Source organism: Acinetobacter sp. G18 (assembly GCF_052660225.1).
On the sequence record NZ_CP109658.1, the window covers coordinates 1,630,267 to 1,652,990 of the forward strand.

The 22,724-nt window shown below is 38.9% G+C and carries 19 protein-coding genes; 12 read left to right on the plus strand and 7 right to left on the minus strand.

The annotated features are described in order from the left end of the window. Nucleotides 1–20: 20 nt before the first annotated feature. Complete coding sequence (locus NE363_RS07785) at nucleotides 21–1,373, minus strand: PepSY-associated TM helix domain-containing protein (protein WP_445536200.1); 1,353 nt, start codon at nucleotides 1,371–1,373, stop codon at nucleotides 21–23. A 309-nt stretch (nucleotides 1,374–1,682) separates the two neighbouring features. On the opposite strand from NE363_RS07785, the gene NE363_RS07790 reads away from it, so the two are divergent. The 3 genes from NE363_RS07790 to NE363_RS07800 all read left to right on the plus strand — a co-directional run bounded on the left by NE363_RS07790 (nucleotide 1,683) and on the right by NE363_RS07800 (nucleotide 4,571). Further along, complete coding sequence (locus tag NE363_RS07790) at nucleotides 1,683–2,486, plus strand: MBL fold metallo-hydrolase (protein WP_445536201.1); 804 nt, start codon at nucleotides 1,683–1,685, stop codon at nucleotides 2,484–2,486. Between the two features lie 268 nt (nucleotides 2,487–2,754). Next, nucleotides 2,755–3,921, plus strand: coding sequence for an MFS transporter (locus NE363_RS07795; RefSeq protein WP_288421098.1), 1,167 nt, complete (start codon nucleotides 2,755–2,757; stop codon nucleotides 3,919–3,921). A gap of 146 nt (nucleotides 3,922–4,067) precedes the next feature. Further along, nucleotides 4,068–4,571 (plus strand): hypothetical protein, encoded by a 504-nt coding sequence (locus tag NE363_RS07800; RefSeq protein ID WP_445536202.1) that lies wholly within the window; start codon nucleotides 4,068–4,070, stop codon nucleotides 4,569–4,571. A 54-nt stretch (nucleotides 4,572–4,625) separates the two neighbouring features. Here NE363_RS07800 and accC read toward each other — a convergent pair whose 3' ends face one another. From accC to NE363_RS07820, 4 genes are all read right to left on the minus strand, one after another. Beyond that, nucleotides 4,626–5,996, minus strand: a complete 1,371-nt coding sequence (accC, locus tag NE363_RS07805) for an acetyl-CoA carboxylase biotin carboxylase subunit (protein WP_004701123.1) — start codon at nucleotides 5,994–5,996, stop codon at nucleotides 4,626–4,628. A 16-nt stretch (nucleotides 5,997–6,012) separates the two neighbouring features. After that, nucleotides 6,013–6,432, minus strand: a complete 420-nt coding sequence (gene accB / locus NE363_RS07810; protein WP_263613924.1) for an acetyl-CoA carboxylase biotin carboxyl carrier protein — start codon at nucleotides 6,430–6,432, stop codon at nucleotides 6,013–6,015. A gap of 17 nt (nucleotides 6,433–6,449) precedes the next feature. Then, entirely contained in the window at nucleotides 6,450–6,905 is a 456-nt protein-coding gene (gene aroQ / locus NE363_RS07815; protein ID WP_004701126.1) for a type II 3-dehydroquinate dehydratase, read from the minus strand. Nucleotides 6,906–7,140: 235 nt separating this feature from the next. Beyond that, entirely contained in the window at nucleotides 7,141–8,469 is a 1,329-nt protein-coding gene (locus tag NE363_RS07820) for a Y-family DNA polymerase (protein ID WP_025465240.1), read from the minus strand. A gap of 220 nt (nucleotides 8,470–8,689) precedes the next feature. Here NE363_RS07820 and NE363_RS07825 point away from each other — a divergent pair, with 220 nt between their 5' ends. Continuing rightward, the gene (locus tag NE363_RS07825) at nucleotides 8,690–8,809 is read left to right on the plus strand and encodes a hypothetical protein (protein ID WP_100192615.1); all 120 of its coding nucleotides are present in this window, start codon (nucleotides 8,690–8,692) and stop codon (nucleotides 8,807–8,809) included. A gap of 1 nt (nucleotide 8,810) precedes the next feature. On the opposite strand, the gene NE363_RS07830 is transcribed toward NE363_RS07825, so the two are convergent. Further along, nucleotides 8,811–9,833, minus strand: a complete 1,023-nt coding sequence (locus NE363_RS07830; RefSeq protein WP_445536203.1) for an ABC transporter substrate-binding protein — start codon at nucleotides 9,831–9,833, stop codon at nucleotides 8,811–8,813. Further along, the gene (locus NE363_RS07835) at nucleotides 9,834–10,424 is read right to left on the minus strand and encodes an ANTAR domain-containing response regulator (protein WP_419297537.1); all 591 of its coding nucleotides are present in this window, start codon (nucleotides 10,422–10,424) and stop codon (nucleotides 9,834–9,836) included. 457 nt (nucleotides 10,425–10,881) lie between these two features. Here NE363_RS07835 and NE363_RS07840 point away from each other — a divergent pair, with 457 nt between their 5' ends. From NE363_RS07840 to NE363_RS07875, 8 genes are all read left to right on the plus strand, one after another. Next, a complete protein-coding gene (locus tag NE363_RS07840) occupies nucleotides 10,882–11,151 on the plus strand; it encodes a hypothetical protein (RefSeq protein WP_308756480.1) in 270 nt (89 codons plus the stop codon). An 11-nt stretch (nucleotides 11,152–11,162) separates the two neighbouring features. Beyond that, entirely contained in the window at nucleotides 11,163–13,709 is a 2,547-nt protein-coding gene (gene nirB / locus NE363_RS07845) for a nitrite reductase large subunit NirB (RefSeq protein WP_445536204.1), read from the plus strand. A gap of 12 nt (nucleotides 13,710–13,721) precedes the next feature. Further along, nucleotides 13,722–15,344: a nitrite reductase small subunit NirD gene (nirD, locus tag NE363_RS07850; RefSeq protein ID WP_445536205.1), complete on the plus strand. Its 1,623-nt coding sequence runs from the start codon at nucleotides 13,722–13,724 to the stop codon at nucleotides 15,342–15,344. A gap of 18 nt (nucleotides 15,345–15,362) precedes the next feature. After that, on the plus strand, nucleotides 15,363–18,149 hold the full coding sequence (locus NE363_RS07855; RefSeq protein WP_445536206.1) for a molybdopterin-dependent oxidoreductase: 2,787 nt from the start codon (nucleotides 15,363–15,365) through the stop codon (nucleotides 18,147–18,149). Next, a complete protein-coding gene (mobA, locus tag NE363_RS07860) occupies nucleotides 18,146–18,775 on the plus strand; it encodes a molybdenum cofactor guanylyltransferase (RefSeq protein ID WP_410564885.1) in 630 nt (209 codons plus the stop codon). Before NE363_RS07855 ends, mobA begins: the two co-directional genes overlap by 4 nt. Before the next feature lie 150 nt (nucleotides 18,776–18,925). Beyond that, nucleotides 18,926–21,199 (plus strand): molybdopterin-dependent oxidoreductase, encoded by a 2,274-nt coding sequence (locus tag NE363_RS07865; RefSeq protein WP_445536207.1) that lies wholly within the window; start codon nucleotides 18,926–18,928, stop codon nucleotides 21,197–21,199. A gap of 229 nt (nucleotides 21,200–21,428) precedes the next feature. Further along, on the plus strand, nucleotides 21,429–22,469 hold the full coding sequence (gene moaA / locus NE363_RS07870; protein WP_445536208.1) for a GTP 3',8-cyclase MoaA: 1,041 nt from the start codon (nucleotides 21,429–21,431) through the stop codon (nucleotides 22,467–22,469). Then, a complete protein-coding gene (locus NE363_RS07875) occupies nucleotides 22,470–22,724 on the plus strand; it encodes a MoaD/ThiS family protein (protein ID WP_445536209.1) in 255 nt (84 codons plus the stop codon).

Genomic DNA, 22,724 nt, shown 5'->3' on the forward strand with positions numbered 1-22,724 from the left:
GTGTATGTTTGTTATGAGTCTTATTTAGTTCGTAGAGAGCTTTGTTTTCGTATTAGCAATATAAACAGTGTGATTAATAAGCTAAATCCGAAAATAGGCAAACTAATTCCTAAAATAATAAGTGTAAGTACCGTGATTATTTTTTGTTGATTGGTTGCACGCTTCCAGACCAATAAAGTTTGGCTAACAAAATGGCTAGTCGTAAGTTTTAAATTAGAAGTTTTAAACCAAGCTTTATATGCATAAATAATCATGATACATAGCCCAAGAGCATATAAGGCGAGTATCAATTGATTGATCCAACCGAATAACACTCCAATATGAGCATCGACCCCCCAGCGTGTAAGTTTTGCAAATAACGAGTAATCTTTAAAAGCCAGTTTGTCTATGACTTTGTGTTGATTTACATCAAGCGCTACACTGTCCGCTTGAGTTGGCCATTTGCGCTTTAGTTCAGTAACAGTCCAAGCCTGATTTGCATCAACTGGTGGTTTGATTTGTATTTGGGCTGAATGAATTCCATTTGCTCTAGCAATTGCTAATGCAGAGTCGAATTCAGTTGGTATGATTTCTAAATCCGAAGTTTCCATAACCATACCATGATGTTCTTTATGCTCATCATGAGACATTTGGGGTAATGGAGCATTATTTAAAGTTGTGGCTAATGTTGGGGTTTGCCAATTTAACCATTGACGAGCGATACGAATATTATCGCCAGCCCATTGGGACCATGTAAGACCAGTAATCGAAATGAACAATAAAAGTGGTAATAGGGTCAAGCCGATAGAACTATGCCATTTTAATAAACGATTTTTAGATGTTTGTCTGATTTTAAAATTTTGACGACGCTTCCACCAACTATATAGGCCCGTTAGGGTTAAAATGCCCAGCCAGCTTGCAGCAAGCTCACTATAAAAACGACCCCATTTCCCTAATAATAAATTACTATGCAGTTGATCTAAGAAGGTACGAAATGGAAGTACTCCACTGGTCCCATATACTGCAAGTTGACCTTTTATAGAGAGTGTATAAGGGTCTACAAAAACAGCTTCATTATTTAAATGATGAGCCTTGTCAGAAAAAATAACTCGTGTTGTTTGTGTGGAGCTTGGAGCTGGCCTAACTTCTGTAATTTGTGCAGATTCGTGCATCACTTTTTTTGCTGCCTCAACCTGTTGGCTTAGGGGGCGCATATCTTTATTTAAAGGCTGAACATACAATGTATCTTTATAGATAGATTGTTCTATCTGAGGAGTAATTGCATATAGAAGACCTGTAAATGCCGCAATGAATATAAATGGGGCAATAAAAATACCAGCATAAATATGCACAAGACGAAAAAGACTAAGCCAAAAGCTAGGGGTATGAGGCATGTTGAGAGGTATCAAACAAACTTTGGTGTGAAGTATATCTACTTTATTCTTAAATTTTAAAATAATTAAGGGGTGAGGGTGTTTTGTATATCTAAGCAATTATAAGAAAGGCTTTTTAAATAAATAGATTAGAAGATAGAAGTAGGCTATGTTGACTACATTGAATTAGTGTCGAAAAATATATTCATTTATGGTTATGGGGCAAACTTAAGCCTTTGATTGGGTTAGTATGAGAAATAATTTATCGATGATTAAATTTCTATTAAATTCATAGTTTATAATTAAGTTTTATATAATTAAAAAATTTATATGGCTATGAAAATTCATCATTTGCGAAGTGCAACTTTTATTATTGAAACTGGCCCTTATTTTATTTTAATTGATCCGATGTTGGGTGATAAAGGTTCGCTTCCTGCTTTTTCATACTTTCGTTTTAAAGCTGCAAAGAATCCTTTAATTGACTTGCCTTTGAATGCTCAAGAATTATTAAACAAAGTTACCCATTGTCTAATTACTCATAGCCAAACTTTTGGAATCAAAGCATTTCAACATACTGATCATCTAGATCAAAAGGGCGAGGACTTTCTTGTTCAAAAGCAAATTCCTGTTTATTCCTTTAAAAATGATGTGTCGTATTTATCTAAATATGGGATAAATGTTCAGGCAGGTATTGATTATTGGAAAGAAATCGAGTTTTTAGGTGGAAGATTGGTCGCGATACCGGCGCGCCATGGGCATGGCTGGATTAGTAAATTGATGGCGAATGGTTGTGGCTTCTATTTAGAATTGCCAAATGAACCTTCTTTATATATTAGTGGTGATACCGTACTCACTCATGATGTTAAAAATGCCTTACTTAAATTTCGACCTGATATTGCGGTAGTTGCTGCGGGGCAAGCACAAATGGATGTGGGGCAGCCTATTCTTATGTCGAAAGATGAAGTACGCGAATTTATTGAGCTTTCGCCTAAATATATTATTGCTAATCATCTTGAAGCATTAAATCACTGTCCTGTAAAACGAGATGAGATAAAGCAAATTCTGCATGGAATGGATGTAGTTGACCGTGTACAAGTACCCGATGATGGACAAACACTTATTTATGAAAATTAAGACAAGATTTAATCAATATTTATTAAATGAAAATCTTGTAATTCCATATTTTCTATTATGAATAATGAATAACGCTATGAGTTTTTTATGTAAATGATAGAATTGCGACGGTCGGTAAGTTGATATCTACTTTGTCTAACTAATGCACAGTCTACAAAATGTTTAAGATTAAGTTTGTAGACTGTTGAACTACAAGTAAGGGTAAATGTAGATATACATATGCAACCATCTAAAATTTTAACCTATTGAAAATACAAAGGTTTATCACTTGCTCCCATCACTTACAATCCAAACCAGACTTGGTGGATTCTACTTTTTCTATTATTCCATTGTTGGTACATTCATGCCGTATTGGAATTTATATCTTCAAGATCAAGGGTTTAATTATCAGCAAATTGGGATTTTATCATCTATTGCGATTGTGACACGATTTTTTGCACCTTTAGTTTGGGGGTGGATCGCAGATAAATCTGGTAAAAGAATGCTTTTGGTGCGACTGGCAACTTGGATGGAAGCCTGTATATGGTTGGCTATTTTTATAGTTCCTAATACCTTTCAATCTGTCGCTTTACTCATGCTTATTTTTAGTTTTTTCCAAAATGCAATTTTAGCTCAGTTTGAGGGGGTAACCTTATTTTGGTTAGGTGATCAAAGAGCAAAACTCTATGGGAAGATTCGAAAATGGGGATCAGTTGGATTTATTGTAGGTGTATTTACTATAGGTGCCATTTTAGAAATTATTCCAATTTCTATGTTGCCTATTTTATTGCTTGTTATTGCTTCACTTGCTTTTATTTGGGCTTTCACTATTCATGAGCCTGAGGGAGCTCCAACTTCTCAAAAGCATTTAGAGCCTTTATTACCTGTGTTAAAGCGTCCTGAAGTTGCTGCTTTTTTTACAATCGAATTTATTCTCCTTTTTTCGCATGCACCTTTTTATAGTTTTTATAGTAACTTTCTAAAATCTTTAAATTACAGTACGACTGAAATTGGCTTCTTATGGGCAATGGGGGTTGTCTCTGAAATCGTAATGTTTGCATGTGCGGCTACTTTCTTCAAATATTTTTCTTGGCGTAGTCTTGTTGCTATATGTTTGGTTTTAACCAGCATACGTTGGTTGCTAGTCGCTCTCTTTTCTCATTACTTTATAGGTCAGCTATTTGCACAATGTTTACATGCTTTTAGTTTTGGTCTATTTCACCTTATTGCAATGCGGCTTATTTTCCAAAACTTTTCAATAGGACAGCAAGGTCGTGGACAGGCTTTATACAGTACCATGTGGGGATTGGGAGTGGCATTTGGAAGTATTTTAGCGGGTCATTATTGGAAAACTCTGACGGGTGAGCATATTTTTATGATTGCTGCGCTCGTTGTGCTATTCGGTTTATGTTTTGTATTTTGGTTACCTAAACAAATTGAAAAGCCAGCTTCTTAATCGAAACATCACTAACATTGTTAACATTGCATGGTTAAGCGGCTAAATTGTTTTATGGAAAGTATCTATTCGTTACGGTTGAAAAATATTGTTTTTATATGGTTATGAAGCAATGATTTTCTAAAAAAATGTGCTAACTTAAACTCATGCGTTTAATGATTAATAAATCTATGAAAAATATTTATATTATGGGATTATTATTGGCTTTTTCTGGTTTTGCTATGGCTGAGACAGTGACTCAACAGCCAGCAGAACAACCTGTTCGCACTGCAAGTAATCCTAACGCTATACGTATTGTTACTCGTCCTGAAATTATGGGATTGTGGGGAATGGAGATTCCAAATAATAAGAAATGTGTAGAGTACTATAACTTCCGTAGTAGTAATGATGTGGTGATTAAAAGCGGTGAAGAATGGTCATATGGTATTTATGAATACCAGCCATCGGATGACCCTAAAGAGCAGCTATCAGCTTTAGTGATGCAAATTAAATTTGATAATAATAAAGTCGATTGCTCTGGTCAGCAGCAAGATCAGACTGGTGATGTTTCCCAATATTTTGTACAGTGGAAAAATGACCATACTATTAATTTCTGCTCAACTGCTAAAGGTGAGCAATGCTTTGCAACTTTACGTCGAATGTTGCCATAAATCCGAATAGATATAAAAAAGCCTCTTATTTAAGAGGCTTTTTTATTATGCATGTTATGCAGTTTCAGCTTTCTTCTTTTCTTCCAATTGCTTCAACAAGTGCTTTTCAAGGTAATGGATGTCCATTGCCTGTTCACAGAAGCTTTTGTCTTGCAAGATAAGATCTTTATGCAAAGGAATATTGGTTTTAATTCCAGTAAGAATCATTTCGTCTAACGCTTGACGCATACGAGCAAGCGAAGTTTCGCGATCTTTACCATGAGAAATTAATTTTGCAATCATTGAGTCGTAGTATGGAGGAATACTATATCCAGGATAGATATGAGAATCTAAACGAATACCTGCACCGCCTGGCGCATAGAAGCTCTCAATTTTACCTGGTGAAGGTAAGAAAGTTGTTGGATCTTCTGCATTAATACGACATTCAATAGCATGACCACGAACTTCAATATCTTTTTGTTGAAGCTCTAGACCCAAACCAGCTGCAATACGTAATTGTTGCTCAATAATATCAACACCAGTAACCATTTCAGTTACAGGGTGCTCAACCTGAACACGAGTGTTCATTTCGATAAAGAAGAATTCACCATCTTCGAACAAGAACTCAAATGTACCTGCACCACGATATTGCATTAACTGACATGCGTTAACACAAGCTTCTAAAATATCAGCACGTGCTTTTTCTGGTAGATTTGGAGCAGGAGCTTCTTCTAAAACTTTTTGATGACGACGTTGCAATGAACAGTCGCGATCATATAAATGAATCGCATGACCATTACCATCACCTAAAACTTGAACTTCGACATGGCGAGGTTTTTGTAAGAAGCGTTCCATGTATACGGTGTCATCACCGAACCACATTTCTGCATCACGTTGAGCCGCTTGAACTGACTCAAGTAATGTGTCTACGCGCTCAACAATACGCATACCACGACCACCACCACCAGCTGCCGCTTTAACAATGAGCGGGAAACCGATTTCTTTAGCTTCTGCTAAAGCGTTGTGGATGGTTACAGCATGGTCACAACCAGGTACTGTAGGTACACCAGCTTTTTTCATTGCAACAATGGCAGAAACCTTGTTACCCATTAAACGAATATGTTCTGGGCGAGGGCCAATGAATGTGAAGCCTGAGCTTTCTACAATTTCAGCAAACTCGGCATTTTCTGAAAGAAAGCCATAGCCTGGGTGAATTGCATCAGCACCAGTAATTTCTGCAGCAGTAATAATTGCTGGGATGTTTAAATAGCTGTCACTACTTGCACCCGGACCAATACATACTGCTTCATCAACGAAACGTAAATGCATCAAATCTTTATCAGCATCTGAATAGATACCGACAGTTTTGATTCCTAATGTTTTGCAAGCCCGGGTAATTCGTAAAGCGATTTCACCACGGTTTGCAATTAAAACTTTTTGCAACATAGTTGTCCCCGAGGTATTACGCGCGATAACGGAATAAAGGTTGACCGAATTGGATCACATCACCGTTTTTCACTAAAATTTCTTCAATCACGCCGCTTTGAGTTGCTTCAATCGGGTTCATGATTTTCATTGCTTCGATAATACCCAAAGTCTCACCAGCAGATACAGTTTGACCTACTTTAACAAATGGTGCTTCGCCTGGGCTTGGAGCAGCATAGAACACACCAACCATAGGAGAAGTTTCAACTGCTCCACGTGGAGTTTTTGCAGCAGGTGCTTCAGCAACAGGAGCTGCTGGAAGTGCTACACCAGCCGCAGCAACGACAGGATTGCGACGAGTTAAAGCGATCGATTGATCACCTTCTTTAACTTCAATCGCTTGCAAGTCAGACTCAATCATTAAATCGATGAGTTTTTTAATTTTGCGGATATCCATGGGCGACTATTCCTGAACTAGTTTGGGTTAGATGGTTGAATTTTTTCAATGGCGTAATCAAGTGCAAAGCTATAACCTTTTGCACCTAGACCACAAATCACGCCAATTGCTTTGTCTGATAAATAAGAGTGGTGTCTAAATGCTTCACGTGCGTGAACATTTGACAAATGTACTTCAATAAATGGAATGGCAACGCCAAGTAGGGCATCACGTAAAGCAACTGAAGTATGGGTAAGAGCAGCAGGGTTAATAATAATAAGTTTTACGCCTTCTGTTTGTGCCTGATGAATACGGTCAACAATGGCACCTTCCCAGTTGCTTTGAAAAGTATCTAGTGTAATAGAGGCTTGTTTAGCTTGAGCAATAAGTTGTTGGTTGATATTGTCTAGGGTAAGATGACCATATACTTCTGGTTCGCGTTTTCCCAGCAAATTCAAATTCGGTCCATGAATTACCAAAATGGTCGAACTCATTCAGATTGCTCCAGCTCTAAAGTTGCAAATAGTCTTTGCAAGATATCTGCAAAGTTTGCTTATTATGGCATATGTTTCTACAAGTTTTTTATAATTTCTTTTAATTGTCGCAGAAAGGGTACACCAAATTCGGCTTATATATTGTAAATTTTGCGACGAATTAGCAATGTTAAAAAATGACAAAATTTCAAGTAATTTAACAAGGCTCATTTTAAACCGAATTGACAAAAACAGTTCATGTATTTTGTGTAACGACGGTATGGGCATCTTCAATTGTTAACATTTCATTCCAGCGAGTTAGGTAGTTTTTTGAGCGATGGCATTGTTTCATTTGCCAAGATGGATTACGCGAGTGATATCCCACTTGTAAATAATGACTACCAAAACGCTTACGAACTGTACCTAAAGTTTCCATTAATTGTTGTCTTTGATGAATAAGTTCCAAAGGTTGCCATAAATCATCAATATGTTGTTGACGCGCGTGTAGACCACAAAATAATACTCCAATTTTTATATAACTTTTATTTTCTTTATATAAAACATCAATTTGATGCATTGCTGCTTTTGTGATTATGCATAAGTCATCTGTTGCATAGTGAAGACCAATGGCCTGAGAAGTGGCTTTTTTATAAGGTGGCTTATCGGTTTTCTCATAAAGCATGACTTGAATGCAGGCACAAAGTTGTTCTTGTTTCATTAAGCGACGATGCGCTCGATTAAGATGAAAAATAAGTGCTTGTTTAATAATCTCGATACTGGATAAAGCTTGAGCAAAACTTCGTGATGCTAAAATCCGTTTAGTTGGAATACTAGGATCGTCAAGTTCAATACATGATTGGCCTTTTAGCTCACGAATAGTGCGTGCCATGACCACAGAAAATGCCTTTGCCATATGGTGTTCATTGGCAAAAGTTAAGTCTAGGCATGAATATACTTCATAACTTTGTAGTTGTTTGACTAATTGGTAGCCAATTCCCCATACTTCTTTGACCGATGTCTGTTGCATGAGGTCTTCCATAATTAATGGATCTAAGGTAATGAAATTACAGATTCCCTTAAAACTTTTAATTTTCTTAGCAAAATGATTGGCAAGTTTTGCTTGTGTTTTTGAATATCCAATTCCAATACAACAAGGTAGACCTAACCATTGGAGGAGAGTTTCTCTCACCTTAAAGCAGTAGTTAGATATATCAATAGATTGAAGGTAAGGAGTGAGATGAATAAAGCACTCATCTATAGAGTAAGCTTCTATATCATCTGGAGAGAAAAATTCACCGAGAACAGCAAAAAAACGACGGGACATCTCGGCATATAAAGTGTAGTTGCTTGAATAGACTTGAACACCAGCTTGCACGGCATCTTTCTCAATTTGAAACCACGGTACTCCCATCTTAATACCTAAAAGTTTTGCTTCTTCACTACGTGACACAACACAACCATCGTTGTTAGATAAAACAACTACAGGTTTATCAATGAGTTTGGGGTTGAAAAGTCGTTCACAGCTGACATAGCAATTATTGATATCAACCAGTGCATAAACTTCGCGGTGTGAGATCTCTCTCATTATTTCATCCCCCCAAATTCATCAACTCAAAATTCATATTTTGAATTTGTAACATAATCAAGTTAACAAAATTATGCACAGATATCTAGGGGAGTTCTGGTTGTTCGTCGAAATTATGAAAAGGATGTAAAAGTAATGAATTGTCAGTTATTGATATGAAAATGTCTGAAAATGATATGTTTAGATAGATATGATCATTTCCATAAGCGCTATATTTTCAATGGATCAGTTGAGCCTGAAAAATATAGTAATGCGTGTTTCGCATTTTGTCTTATGGGTCTTTCAAGCTGTCTTTTTTATAAAAGACAGCTTTTTTTATGCTGATTTGACTCTTAGATAGCTTATGAAGAATATAGCTGTTTGGCTTGTTCATAAGCCTCAAGATTAATGCATTGAGCACCCAAGCTTGTGATTTGTGCTTGGTCAATTTGAAGTTCATCCCACTTTTGCATTTGTTCAAATAGCCAATGGAAATCTTCAGGTTGTGGAGCAGCATTTTCTTTAACTAAGTTTTTTACAATATTTTGAATCATATAGTATTTATCTACATGTACTTCTTCAGAACAGTGAAAGCGGACAATTCCAAAATCGACCAACAACTTTAAGACAGGTGAAAAGTCTTTCAAATTACTCAATTCCTTTTGAGCTTTTATAATTGCTTTGGTCAGTGCAATTAAAGTTTGAGGATGTTGTTCAGCCCATTCTTGAGTTACTGCAAGAACTTTATCTGCCACATTTGGAATAATGTCTTGACTTGAACATACGATTTTACTTAAGCCTAAAAGTTCGCCCTGTGTATTCCACGGTTCTCCTACACAAAAACCATCAATGACATGATTATCTAAAGCTTCGACCATATACGGTGGTGGAAGGGCTTTGAGCTTAAGTGTTTGAGCTATTTTTGAGTCTGCCAAAGCAAGCCATTCTCTTAAACAATAATGATGAATTGAATGTTTAAATACGTGGGCTAAGGACAAAGAATGATCTGCTTCAATATAGCTCGTCACTTTTTGGGCTGTAGCTTGTGCATTATCGTTTTCTTGAATAGCCAGTTGATGAGTTAATTTTTGGCTTAAGCTAATAAAGGCACGGTTTTTACTTAAAATAAGAGGGGTTTGCAGTGCAATACCAATTTGGTCTGCACCCACGGCTGCTGCAGGTAGCATGGCAGATAAACAATGTGCAGCATCTAATAGCCCAAAAGCTAAACGGTCTCGAAGACTTGCCCATGATGCTTCTTTGACTAGGGTAACATCTAAACCAACTTCTTCGAAAAAACCTTGCTGTTTTGCCCATAGTAAAGCGATGCAATCAAGTAAAGGAATATAGCCGAGTTGCAATTGAGTCTTTTCTAATGTGCTCATTTATTCGTCCTTTAGTTGATCATTTAGTAGTTTTTGAGCGTCAAGTAAACGCCGTGCCATTTCTCCAATCGTTATACGGTGGCTCATGGCATTTTTTCTGAGTAATTGAAAAGCCGTATCTTCAGGTAAGCCATGCAGTTGCATGAGCAGCACTTTGGCCTTTTCAACATCTTTACGATCTGCCAGTTTGGTTTGAGCTTCTTTTAAGTCACCTTCGAGCTTTTTATGTTTTTTATATTGCTCAATTGAAATCTCTAAAATGGTATGTAAGCGGGCAGGGTCTATGCCGTCTACAATATAAGCCGTTACGCCTGCATCTATCGCTTGTTTGATGGTGTCTTTATCTGAATTTTTAGTGAATAGGACAGTCGGTAGGTCATAGTTACTCACACAACTTTCAATAATGTCTCGGTGAGGATGGTCCATATCGAGCAAGATGACATCGGCTTGTAAATCTTCAAGACGAAAAATATTTAAGTGGTCCAAAGTAAGGCAGGCCACCACTTCAAAGTCATTTTCAAGCAGACTGTTTTTTATATAGTCGGCCCGCGCATGATCATCATCGATAAGAGCTATTTTGAGTTTTGGCATAAGTTCAGAAAATCAGGCTAAGAAAATGCGCCAATTCGACGCGTTTTTTGTTATTAAGTTTTAAGCAAGATTAGTGCCACCCAAAAACTACTCAAAAATCAGGATTTGGTGGCAATTTGGGATGCTAAAGAGTTGGTGTGTTCGATCTTGGTGCAAAAATACGGTTCATTTTGTGGCAAAACTTATTTTTGTTGAAACCATATAAATGTGCAGTGATAGAGCAAGCAAAAAAAGGTTTGATTCTTTTCTTACATATTGAAAATTTATATCTATTTGAAATTAAACATAAAAGTATTATTGAATTAAGTTTTTTAAAATATTGGCATGTAAAATGCTTAGTTAATTACAGGTCGAAGACGACCATAAGTTTTAAAGACGGCCAACGATGTCCGTTCTGATCGAGTTTGTGAGTGCAACCGCACATACAAAGAAGTTACGTTCAGTCGGAGTGAAGGTCATGTCTTTATTTTTATTGCATAAAAAAGTTACATCTGAATTATTTAAATTTTCAGTTCCAGCGATGCGAGCCTTCTCTAAGAGGGGGCTCGCTTTTTTTATTTCTTTTTTTGATTTTGCTGTGCATTGGGTGTCATTAACGAGTGAAAAAAATTGGTTTCAAGCAGCTATATGCCATGTGAGCTTGATTCATTTCTCGATAGAGCACAAAGCAAAAGAACAATGTCTATTTGGGAATGGAATAACGCAGCTTAAAAGCAACGTGATTTGAGGAGAAACACTATGAAATTGGTAATGATTGGTCATGGTATGGTGGGCCACAAATTCATCGAGGCTATTTTAGAAAAAGCAGATGATGAACTGGAAATCACGATTCTCGCAGAAGAACCTCGTATCGCCTATGACCGCGTACATTTAACAGAATATTTCTCTGGGAAATCGGCAAAAGATTTATCTTTAGCTCGTTTTGACTTTGCCGATGCTCATGGAATTGACTTACGCCTAAATACCAAAGCAACTGCAATTGATACGACTGCGCAAACCGTAACAACCAATCATGGCGATGTCATCAGCTATGACAAGTTGGTGCTGGCGACTGGTTCATATGCATTTGTTCCACCAATTCCGGGTAATGACCGTGAAAACTGTTTTGTTTACCGTACGATTGAAGACTTAGACGCGATTCGTGCAGCAAGTTTAAACGCTAAAACAGGTGTGGTGATTGGTGGTGGTTTACTTGGACTTGAGGCAGCCAAAGCATTACGTGATTTAGATTTAGAAACACACGTTGTTGAGTTTGCACCACGTTTGATGGCAGTTCAAATTGATGACTTAGGGGGCAAGGTTTTACGCCGTAAAATTGAAGACCTCGGTGTAAAAGTTCATACACAAAAAGCGACACAATCTATCGAATGTGGTAACAGCACTACACATGTAATGAAATTTGCAGATGGTAGCGAGCTTGAAGCAGATGTCATTTTATTCTCTGCTGGGATTCGTCCACGTGATGAACTTGCACGCAACAGTGGTCTCGCGATTGGTGAGCGTGGCGGTATTGTGATTAATGATTACTGCCAAACTTCAGATCAAAACATTTATGCCATTGGTGAATGTGCGCTTTGGCAAAATAAAATTTATGGCTTGGTTGCACCGGGCTATGACATGGCACGTATTGCAGCAAAACATATTTCTGATGAAGAGTGTAACTGCTTTGCTGGCGCGGATATGAGCACCAAGTTGAAATTGATGGGTGTGGATGTTGCTTCTGTTGGTGATGCGCATGCCATGACTCCGGGTGCATTAAGCTACTTCTATGCAGATGAGCATGCACTGGTTTATAAAAAGATTGTTGTAAATGCGGATAAAACCAAATTGCTGGGCGCGGTTTTGGTGGGCGATGCGAAAGAGTACAACGACCTTTTACAAATGATGTTGAATGGTTTGGCTTTACCGGAAGTGCCTGAAAGTTTAATCATGCCGGGCTTTGAGCAGTCGGCAGGAAAATCTGGTGGTAGCGGAGTCGATTTACTACCTGACAGTGCAACAATCTGTTCGTGTAACAACGTATCAAAAGCAGACATCTGCCAAGCGATTAGCGATGGTTCGACCTCTTTAGGTGCATTAAAGAAATGCACCAAAGCAGCAACTGCATGTGGTGGTTGTGCATCATTAGTGACTCAAGTATTGAAGTCTGAGTTGCAACGCCAAGGTGTAACTGTAAATAACCATATTTGCGAACACTTCCCGTACTCGCGTCAAGAGCTGTATCACTTGGTTCGTGTTAATGAAATTAAGACATTCGATGATTTGATTCATCAACATGGTCATGGTTTAGGGTGCGATATCTGTAAACCTGCTGCCGCAAATATTTTGGCATCTTGCTGGAATGATTTCGTCCTTGAGCCAAGTCACGCAGGCTTACAAGACAGTAATGACTACTACTTGGGGAATATCCAAAAAGACGGTTCTTACTCGGTTGTACCACGTATGGCTGGCGGTGAAGTGACTCCAGATGGTTTGATTGCCATTGGCCAAATCGCGAAGAAATATAACCTGTACACCAAAATTACTGGCGGTCAACGCGTTGACATGTTTGGTGCCCAAGTTCACGAGCTTCCATTCATTTGGGAAGAGTTAAATGCTGCTGGTTTCGAGTCTGGTCATGCCTATGGTAAGTCGTTACGTACAGTGAAATCTTGTGTAGGTAGTACTTGGTGTCGTTACGGCGTAGACAACTCAGTTGGTTTGGCGATTGAACTGGAAAACCGCTACAAAGGTTTGCGTTCACCACATAAATTGAAAATGGCTGTGTCTGGCTGTACTCGTGAGTGTGCGGAAGCGCAAGGCAAAGACGTGGGTATTATCGCGACCGAAAAAGGCTGGAACCTTTATGTATGTGGTAACGGTGGTATGAAACCACGTCATGCAGAATTACTTGCATCTGACCTTGATAAAACAACGCTCATCCGTTACATCGACCGTTTCTATATGTTCTACATCCAAACAGCAGACCGTTTACAACGTACCAGTGTATGGCGCGACAACATGGAAGGCGGTCTAGATTACCTTAAATCTGTAGTTGTTGATGATTCTCTTGGTTTGGCTGCCGAGCTTGAGCGCCGTATGGAACATATTATTGGCACATATCAAGACGAATGGCGTACAGCTGTCGAGAACCCCGAAGTTCGTAAACGTTTCCAGACTTATATCAATACAGATGCAAATGAACAGGCTGATCCACACATTCAATTTACAACTGAACGTGGCCAAATCCGTCCATTAACAGAAGCTGAACGTTCAGAAGACCATATTCCAATGGTTGAAGCATAAAGGAGAGTTTCTATGAATATTGTACAAGACAAAAATATGCTTCCTGATGATCAGTGGATTGACGTTTGCGCACTCGATGATTTAACCCCAAACACTGGTGCAGGAGCGCTAGTGGGTAGTCAAGCGGTAGCAATCTTCCGTGTGGGACATGAAAAACGTGTTTACGTGCTGAGCAATAAAGATCCGTTTAGCCAAGCCAATGTCATGAGCCGTGGGATTATTGGAGATTTACAAGGTGAGCGTGTTATTGCATCACCAATCTATAAACAACATTTCAGCTTAGCAACAGGGCGTTGTTTAGAAGATAAAGACCAAAAGCTTTCAGTTTATCCGAGCAAAATTGTTGATGGCCGTGTTTGGGTCAATGCAGTACCGCAAAAAACTTATATTACCAATACAGGTGTATCACAAGACAAACTTAGACTGGTGCTGATCGGGAATGGTTTGGCAGGGATGCGTTGTCTGGAAGATTTACTTGATATGGCACCAGACCGTTATGAAGTCACGGTGATTGGTGAAGAACCTTGGGGTAACTATAACCGCATTATGTTATCTCCGGTTTTATCGGGTGAAAAAACTATTGAAGACATTATGTTGCATCCACCGAAGTGGTACGACGATAAAGGCATTAAATTTATTGCTGGTGATAAAGCCGTAAAAATTGATCGTCCGCGTAAAGTGGTTTACACCGAAAAAGGCCAGACAGTTGATTATGACCGTTTGATTCTGGCAACAGGTTCGGCTCCGTTTATTCCACCAGTTCAAGGTGTCGACTTAAAAGGTGTCTTAACTTTCCGTGATATTTATGATGTTAACACCATGATTGAGTACTGCGGTTCAAAAACTAATGCAGTCGTGATTGGTGGTGGTTTACTCGGTTTAGAAGCTGCGTACGGTTTAAAACAACGCGGTATGAATGTCACTGTCCTGCATTTGATGGACCGTATTATGGAACGTCAACTGGATGGTCGTGCGAGCCAGTTACTGCGCCATAGTATTGAACAAAAAGGCATTCAAATCATTACCGAAGCCAATACTGAAGCATTGATTGGTGATGAAAATGGTCATGTGAAACAAATCCGTTTGAAAGATGGCACAGTTTTAGAAGCTGACCTTGTGGTATTTGCAGTGGGCATTCGTCCAAATATTAGCTTGGCGCAAAGTGCAGGTTTACGTTGTAACCGCGGTGTGTTGGTCAATGACACCATGCAAACGTTTGACCCAAGTATTTACGCAGTGGGTGAGTGTATTGAACACCGTGGACAGACCTTTGGTTTAGTTGAGCCACTATGGGGCCAAGCTTTTATTTGCGCGACCCATTTGGCTGAACACGGCAGCTTAACTTTTAAAGCACCGACCGTACCGACTCAGTTAAAAGTCAGCGGTGTTGATGTGTTCTCTGCGGGCAATTTTGAGCCGAAAGATGACTATGAAGATATTATTTTAAACGATGAAAAACGCCAGATTTATAAACGTATTATCATTCAAAGTGATCGAGTAATCGGTGCAGTACTGTTCGGTGATACTGAAGATGGCATGTGGTATGCAGAGTTAATTGCAGACCAAACCCCAGTCTCATCATTTAGAAATAAGCTGCTATTTGGTCGAGATTTTGCATTAAAAAATGCAGGCTAAATAGGGAAAGGAGCAGTTATGAACAGTATTCCAAGCGTTGAAATCGATAGCTCCGACCATGTTGCAGTTGCAAAAAACACTAAAACAACATGTCCATATTGCGGTGTAGGTTGCGGTGTTAGCGTAAATGTCCAGCAAAAACCTAAAGGACCTCTGGTGCAAGTTGAGGGGGATGCCGAGCATCCTTCCAACTTTGGACGCTTATGTATTAAAGGTAGCCGTCTTGCGGATACTTTAGGGTTAGAAACACGTGTTTTACAACCAATGATGGGGCGCAAAGCTGATCGGGTGGTAACGACATGGGATGCGGCAATCAATAAAATTGCTGATAAATTCCAATCTTGTATCGATCAATATGGTCGTGACAGCATTGCATTTTATGTTTCAGGTCAGCTTTTGACTGAAGACTATTATGTGGTGAATAAGTTTGTAAAAGGCTATTTGGGTACTGCAAATATTGATACCAACTCACGCCTTTGCATGTCATCTGCGGTGGCAGGTCACAAACGGAGTTTCGGTGAAGATATTGTGCCTGCAAGTTATGAAGATTTTGAACATGCAGATATGGTGGTATTGGTCGGTACTAATACCGCATGGTGCCATCCTGTGCTGTATCAGCGGATTATGCAGGCTAAAAGCCACAATCCCGATATGTTTGTGGTGGTGATTGACCCACGGTTTACCAGTACTTGTGAGCAAGCGGATTTACATTTGCCGATTTTACCGGGCCAAGATGTCGCTTTATTTAATGGCTTATTTCAATATTTATATCAAAATGGTCGTGCCGATCAGACGTTTGTAGAGGTTTATACCGAAGGTCTGCAAGATGTTTTGGCGAGCAGCCAGCCAGAAACTGATATTCAATATGTGGCAAAGCGTACGGGAATTGCACTCGATAAATTACAGCAGTTTTTTGAGAAATTTGCGCAGACTGAAAAGGTAATCACGCTATTTTCAATGGGTGTGAATCAATCAAGTCAGGGCGTAAATAAGGCCAACAGTATTATTAATTGTCATTTACTAACAGGCAAAATTGGTAAGCTCGGCGCCGCACCATTTTCAATGACAGGCCAACCCAATGCGATGGGTGGTCGAGAAGTGGGTGGCTTAGCCAATATGTTGGCTGCGCACATGGACTTAGATAATCCATTACACCAAAAAATTGTGCAAACCTTTTGGGATAGTCCATTTATTGCAACACAAGCTGGCTTAAAAGCAGTTGATTTATTTAATGCGGTTGAAGCCGGAAAAATTAAAGCCATCTGGATTATGGCAACCAATCCGGTGGTGAGTTTGCCAGATGCCGATCAAGTTAAACGTGCTTTAGAGAAGTGCGAGTTAGTCGTAGTATCAGATATCTGTGCCGATACCGATACTACGGCTTACGCCGATATATTGCTTCCAGCTTTAGGTTGGGGCGAAAAAGATGGCACAGTGACCAATTCTGAGCGTCGTATTTCACGTCAGCGCGCATTTTTACCTGCGCCGGGTGAAGCAAAAGCAGATTGGTGGTCTGTTAGCCAAGTCGCGAAAAAATTGGGCTTTAAAGGTTTTGACTTTGCGAATGCAAGTGACATCTTTAATGAGCATGCAGCGTTATCTGCACAAGACAATGCAGACATGGATATGCGAGAAGAGAGTAATAATTTTCGTTATTTCAACCTGAAAGGTTTAATGAATCTAAGTAATGCTGAGTACGATGCTCTACAACCAGTGCAATGGCCAGTATGGGATAAAAACCAAGACGCTAAAGCCGTTCAACAACTGTTTGGCAATGGCCAGTTTAGTCATAAAAATGCCAAGGCAAAATTGATTCCGACTGTTGCAATTGATCCGGTACATGCAGTTTCAGAAGATTATCCGCTCATTTTGAACACGGGACGTATTCGTGATCAATGGCACACCATGACGCGTACTGGTTTGTCACCAAATTTGACCAGTCACCGCGCTGAACCATTCTGTGAGATTCATCCAAGTGATGCCTTGAAATTTGGTGTACGTGATCAAGGCTTAGTAGAAGTTCGTTCGAAATGGGGCAGTTGTGTACTACGTGTGACCTTCTCATCGGGGGTACGTCGTGGGCAAATTTTTGCACCGATTCACTGGACTGAACAGGTTGCATCCGACGCCCGCATTGGTAAAGTCGTTAATCCAGAAGTTGATGCAATTTCAGGTGAACCTGAGTTCAAACATACGCCTGTAATCATTCAGCCGTTCTATACCACTTGGCAGGGCGTGCTCTATATTCGTGAAGGATACGATTCGCATATTCAAGAATCGCTACATCACTGTGCATGGTGGACCAAAGTCAAAATGGTGAAAACCAATCGTTATGAACTTGCAGACCGCCAAACTTTTCACGATACTCAAAAGAATCTGAAAAGCTTTTTACCATTTGCCGATGAAACTTTTGAATGGTTAAGCATAGAAGATATCTCTTCACAACTGAGCCATAGCGTTATTTTGAAAGATGGCATTGTAATTGCAAGTCTATATATTGCACCGCCAGATTTATTGCCAGACCGTGATTGGGTAGCGAGTCTGTTTAAACGAGAACGTTTGAGCGCCTTGCACCGAAAAGCTTTACTAGCGGGTATGCCAATGTCGGCTACTAATAATGATGGGCCTTTAGTGTGTAGTTGTTTTAAAGTAGGTAAGAATAAAATTATCGACGTGATAAAAACACAAAACATTACCCATGAAAAACAGGTTACTGCATGTTTAAAAGCAGGTGGGAACTGTGGTTCATGTTTACCTGAGATTCGTGGCTTGATTAAAGCTTGCCAACAAGAGGTGGAAGTGTGAATAAGGGATATCCCGTAACTGATTTAGTCATTTTGGCGGGTGGACAAGCCCGCCGTATGAATGGTTTAAATAAGCTATTGCAGCAATTTGATGGCGATACGCAACTACTCAAAATTCATCAAAAACTAAAGTCTTCTGTATCTGAAATTTGGGTAAATAGTCATCGTGATTATTCGATTTATCAAAGTATTGTGCCTGATATTAAGTGTTTTCAAGATGATGCTTCCGGTTTTTTCGGCCCACTCATGGGCATGAAAAGCGCATGGTCACATGTAAAAGCAGATTATGTTTTGTTTATTCCTTGTGATGTGACCTATATACCTACGCAAGTCGTTGCGAAATTACACAGTGCTCTTCGCAAAAATAAACAGGCTCAGGCAGCTTATGTTTCAATTAATGGAGATGCCTTATACCCATTTTGTTTGTTAAAACGTGAGAGTCTAGAAGTTTTGCAGCAGCAAGTTGATAAGCAACAATTGAGTTTAAAAAATTGCTTTAAACTTTTACATGCACAAGTCGCCATTTTTCAAAAGCAAAACTTATTTTTCCATAGCATTAATTCTTTAGATGAACTTCAACAATACAAACAAATTAAAGCATTTAAAGAGATTTTTTCGACAAATTAAAGCACCAGCAATATCGTTTTAAAATTTACATTGATAGCCTGAAATCATTTTTTAAATTTTGAGTTATTGACTGTTTAGAATTTAAGTTCTATTTTGGAACTTGAGGTTTTCATTCTAGCCAGATGTATAAAAATAAACGGAGCCAGAAAAATGATGGACGCAGCTCAGCAAAGTAAAACAGATGTGACCGCATGTATTTTATGTTCAAGAAACTGCGGTTTGAGCGTAGAAATTAAAGATAACCAATTTGTCAAAATTAAAGGTAATCCTGAGCATCCATTTTCTCAAGGTTACATTTGCCAAAAAGCCGCAAGATTACAGCATTACCAGAAACATGCAGACCGTTTGACTACACCTTTAAAACGCCAGCCAGATGGCTCATTTCAAGAAATTAGTTGGGATGTGGCTATACAAGAAATTGCAGATCAATTAGTTCAGATTAGAGATAAATTTGGAGGTATAGCTTTTGCCTCTGTTGGGGGCGGTGGTCAGGGTAACCACTTGGGTGCAGCGTATGGTCGACAGCTTTTGTTGGCCATGAAAAGTTATTATGCATACAACTCACTTGCCCAAGAAAAAACAGGTGATTTCTGGCTCAATGGTCGCCTATTCGGTAGTCAGGCCTGCCATACTACAGAAGATGTAGAATATGCCGATTATGTTCTTTTTATTGGGACGAATCCGTTTCAGGCACATGGTATTCCCAACGCACGAGACACGCTAAAACATATTAAGAAAGATCCGAATCGAACCATGGTGGTGTTCGATCCGCGTGTTACCGAAACGGCAAAACAAGCAGACATTCACGTGCAGTTAAAACCGGGAACAGATGCTTTTTTAATGTCGGCCATGATTGCGATCATTATTAAAGAAAAGCTTTATGATGCAGCATTTATTGAGCACCATACACATGGGTTTGAAGAAGTAAAAGCTGCATTTAATCATGTCCCGATTGAAGACTATATTGCTAAAGCTGATGTACCTGTCGATTTGATTTATCAGGTTGTTCAAGATTTTTCAAAGGCAAAAAGAGGCTGTGTACGTATCGATTTAGGTATTCAACATACTTTGAATACGACATTAAATGGTTATTTAGAAAAGCTTTTATACTTGCTGACAGGGAACTTTGGAAAACAGGGTACCAATAATTTACATACCATGTTTATTCCAATTTTAAGTGATACAGATGAAAGAAAAGCAAAATATCGACGTAGCGTTTATCATAAAATGTTCCCGATCTCTGGGTTTTTCCCGCCTAATATTTTACCCGATGAAATATTAAAAGCAGGGGAAAAGCGAATTCGTGCTGTGTTTGTAGATAGTTGTAATCCACTATTAACTTACCCTGATACACCAGCTTTTGAGGAAGCATTTAAAGCCTTAGATTTATTGGTTGTAATCGATGTTGCGATGACAGAAACCGCGAGACTTGCACACTATATTTTGCCTGCTCATACTCAGTTTGAAAAATGGGAATTTACCGGTTTTAACTTGGAATTTCCTAAGAATGGTTTTCACCTGCGTCATCCCATATTGGCTGCTCAAGCAAATACTTTACCGGAAGCCGAAATTTATACTCGATTACTTGAAGCAATGCAGGTGATTCCAAAACGCTTTCCAATTCTAGAAAAAATAGCTGCGGTCGACTCGAAAAAAACAGCCTACTTACCATACTTGTCGGCGCTAGGACTTACCTTGGCACGGCATAAAAAATATATCCCTTTTGCTGCCTCTATCATTTATCGAACTCTTGGCAAACGACTTGGCAATTCTGCAGATTCAGTTGCTTTTTTATTGCCGCTATCTATTCAATATGCTGTTTTACATACCAAAGCAGTACACCGTGCAGGTTATAAAGGTAATCCATTAACACAAGGTGTCAAAGTATTTGAGCAGATATTAAAGCAACGTTCAGGTATGGTTTTATCGCAACATGAATATGATGAAGTCTGGAAACTGGTGGCTTATAAAGATAAGAAAATACGTCTTGCAATTCCCGAGATGTTAAGTGAACTCGCAAGCTTGAAAAGCCATAACGTTAATATTGAAGAGTTTCCTTTCATCCTTTTGTCAGGTGAACGCCGTAGCTATAACGCCAACCAAATTTACCGTGACCCTGCTTGGCGAAAAGTAGATGCAGAAGGTGCACTACGTATTCATCCCGAAGATGCAAAGCACTTAAATGTAGATACAGGAGAGCAGCTTAAATGTATCTCACAGCATGGAGAAATTCAGGTAGCTATTGAGTTAGATGATGGGATGAGAAGAGGTGTTGTGTCACTGCCACATGGCTACGGTATGCGCTTTCAGAATGGAGCACCGATTGGGCCACAATTAAACTTACTTATTTCTGCTGAACATTGTGATCCATTGTCGAAAACGCCGTACCATAAATATGTACCCATCCGTCTAGAAAAGTGTTAGAAATAGAATCAAGTAAAACATAGATTTTACCGTGCTAACTTGAGATTTATTTTTTAATTGTTCTTAAGGTAGTGCGATGAAAAGTCTATAAAAAATTTAAATATTATGGAAAATAAGTAGAGCTGGAACAAATTTTGCTATTAAAAATCAAAGCACTATTAAGATGCAATTTTTTGTATTTGATTGTTCATAATCGGTGCTCGCAAGATTTGAAATGTTCTAGATATGAGTGCAAATGATGAAACAATATCACTCTGAAAATGCGCCAAGCCTTCTGCAAGATCAATATGGACGTATCAAGCGTAAGTTACGAATTTCTGTAACTGATCGCTGTAATTTTAAGTGTGTATATTGCATGTCTGAGCATCCAGAATGGTTAAATAAACAGGACTTGCTTAGTTTTGAAGCGCTCTTTCAATTTTGTCATTTTATGGTGCAGCAAGGTATCGAGAGTATTCGCATTACGGGTGGTGAACCATTAATGCGTCAAGGCATTGTTCATTTTGTTCGTGATTTGCAGGCCTTAAAAGCATTAGGTTTAAAACGTATATCGATGACTACCAATGGTCATTACCTTGCTAAATACGCTAAACAACTAAAAGACGCTGGATTAGATGATTTAAACATTAGTTTAGATAGTCTTGATTCAATTCAATTTAAAGAGCTCACTAAGAAAAAGTTAGAACCAGTTCTTGAGGGTATTCAAGCTGCTAAAGATGCAGGACTACCTTTTAAAATTAACTGCGTATTAATGAAAGATAAAAATGATGATCAAATCTTACCCATGGTGAAGTGGTCAATTGCTAATCATATTCCTTTACGTTTTATCGAGTTTATGCCGCTTGATGGTGATGCACTTTGGTCAAATAAAGATGTGGTAAGCGAGGCTGAAATTTTACAGGTATTGCAACCACATTATTCGGTACAAGTCATCGAGCAGCAACATGAGCCAGCGCGTCAATATCTAATTAACGGTAGCTACCATTTAGGAATTATTTCCACAATTACGCATTCATTTTGTCATCAGTGTGACCGCATACGAATTACAGCAAAAGGCGAACTATATAACTGTTTGTTTGCACCGAAAGGCTTAAATATTAAGCCTCAGCTTGAAGCATTGGTAAGTAAACAACATACGCCAGAATACGATATGACGGTCCAAAATTTAAATCATTTGGTTCATCCTTATATCTGGCACAAAGCCAAAGGTTTCCATGCCTTACAACATCAACAAACCCGTAAAATCAGCATGCATATGCTTGGGGGATAAATGCAACAATCTATCCAAATTAAAGTCGAAGCATTTGGTGCAATCGAAAAATTGCTACCTCAAAATCTTTCGCTAGTTTGTCCTAACCATAGTTTGGTTAAAGATGTATTAGATGAAATTGTTTCATTACATCCAGAATCTACAAAAGCCATGGAAAAATGTGCATGTGCGATTGGTGATAATGTCATCACCAGACAAGCTACCTTAAGTGAGCCATGTACTTTGGTTTTATTATCACCAGTTGCGGGAGGATGA

Excerpts from the sequence above, each read along its gene's own strand:
- NE363_RS07785 (WP_445536200.1), bottom strand. The coding sequence starts at position 1,373 with ATGCCTCATACCCCTAGCTTTTGGCTTAGTCTTTTTCGTCTTGTGCAT.
- NE363_RS07790 (WP_445536201.1), top strand. The coding sequence starts at position 1,683 with ATGGCTATGAAAATTCATCATTTGCGAAGTGCAACTTTTATTATTGAA.
- NE363_RS07800 (WP_445536202.1), top strand. The coding sequence starts at position 4,068 with ATGCGTTTAATGATTAATAAATCTATGAAAAATATTTATATTATGGGA.
- accC (WP_004701123.1), bottom strand. The coding sequence starts at position 5,996 with ATGTTGCAAAAAGTTTTAATTGCAAACCGTGGTGAAATCGCTTTACGA.
- accB (WP_263613924.1), bottom strand. The coding sequence starts at position 6,432 with ATGGATATCCGCAAAATTAAAAAACTCATCGATTTAATGATTGAGTCT.
- aroQ (WP_004701126.1), bottom strand. The coding sequence starts at position 6,905 with ATGAGTTCGACCATTTTGGTAATTCATGGACCGAATTTGAATTTGCTG.
- NE363_RS07820 (WP_025465240.1), bottom strand. The coding sequence starts at position 8,469 with ATGAGAGAGATCTCACACCGCGAAGTTTATGCACTGGTTGATATCAAT.
- NE363_RS07825 (WP_100192615.1), top strand. The coding sequence starts at position 8,690 with ATGGATCAGTTGAGCCTGAAAAATATAGTAATGCGTGTTTCGCATTTT.
- NE363_RS07830 (WP_445536203.1), bottom strand. The coding sequence starts at position 9,833 with ATGAGCACATTAGAAAAGACTCAATTGCAACTCGGCTATATTCCTTTA.
- NE363_RS07835 (WP_419297537.1), bottom strand. The coding sequence starts at position 10,424 with ATGCCAAAACTCAAAATAGCTCTTATCGATGATGATCATGCGCGGGCC.
- NE363_RS07840 (WP_308756480.1), top strand. The coding sequence starts at position 10,882 with ATGTCTTTATTTTTATTGCATAAAAAAGTTACATCTGAATTATTTAAA.
- nirB (WP_445536204.1), top strand. The coding sequence starts at position 11,163 with ATGAAATTGGTAATGATTGGTCATGGTATGGTGGGCCACAAATTCATC.
- nirD (WP_445536205.1), top strand. The coding sequence starts at position 13,722 with ATGAATATTGTACAAGACAAAAATATGCTTCCTGATGATCAGTGGATT.
- NE363_RS07855 (WP_445536206.1), top strand. The coding sequence starts at position 15,363 with ATGAACAGTATTCCAAGCGTTGAAATCGATAGCTCCGACCATGTTGCA.
- NE363_RS07865 (WP_445536207.1), top strand. The coding sequence starts at position 18,926 with ATGATGGACGCAGCTCAGCAAAGTAAAACAGATGTGACCGCATGTATT.
- NE363_RS07875 (WP_445536209.1), top strand. The coding sequence starts at position 22,470 with ATGCAACAATCTATCCAAATTAAAGTCGAAGCATTTGGTGCAATCGAA.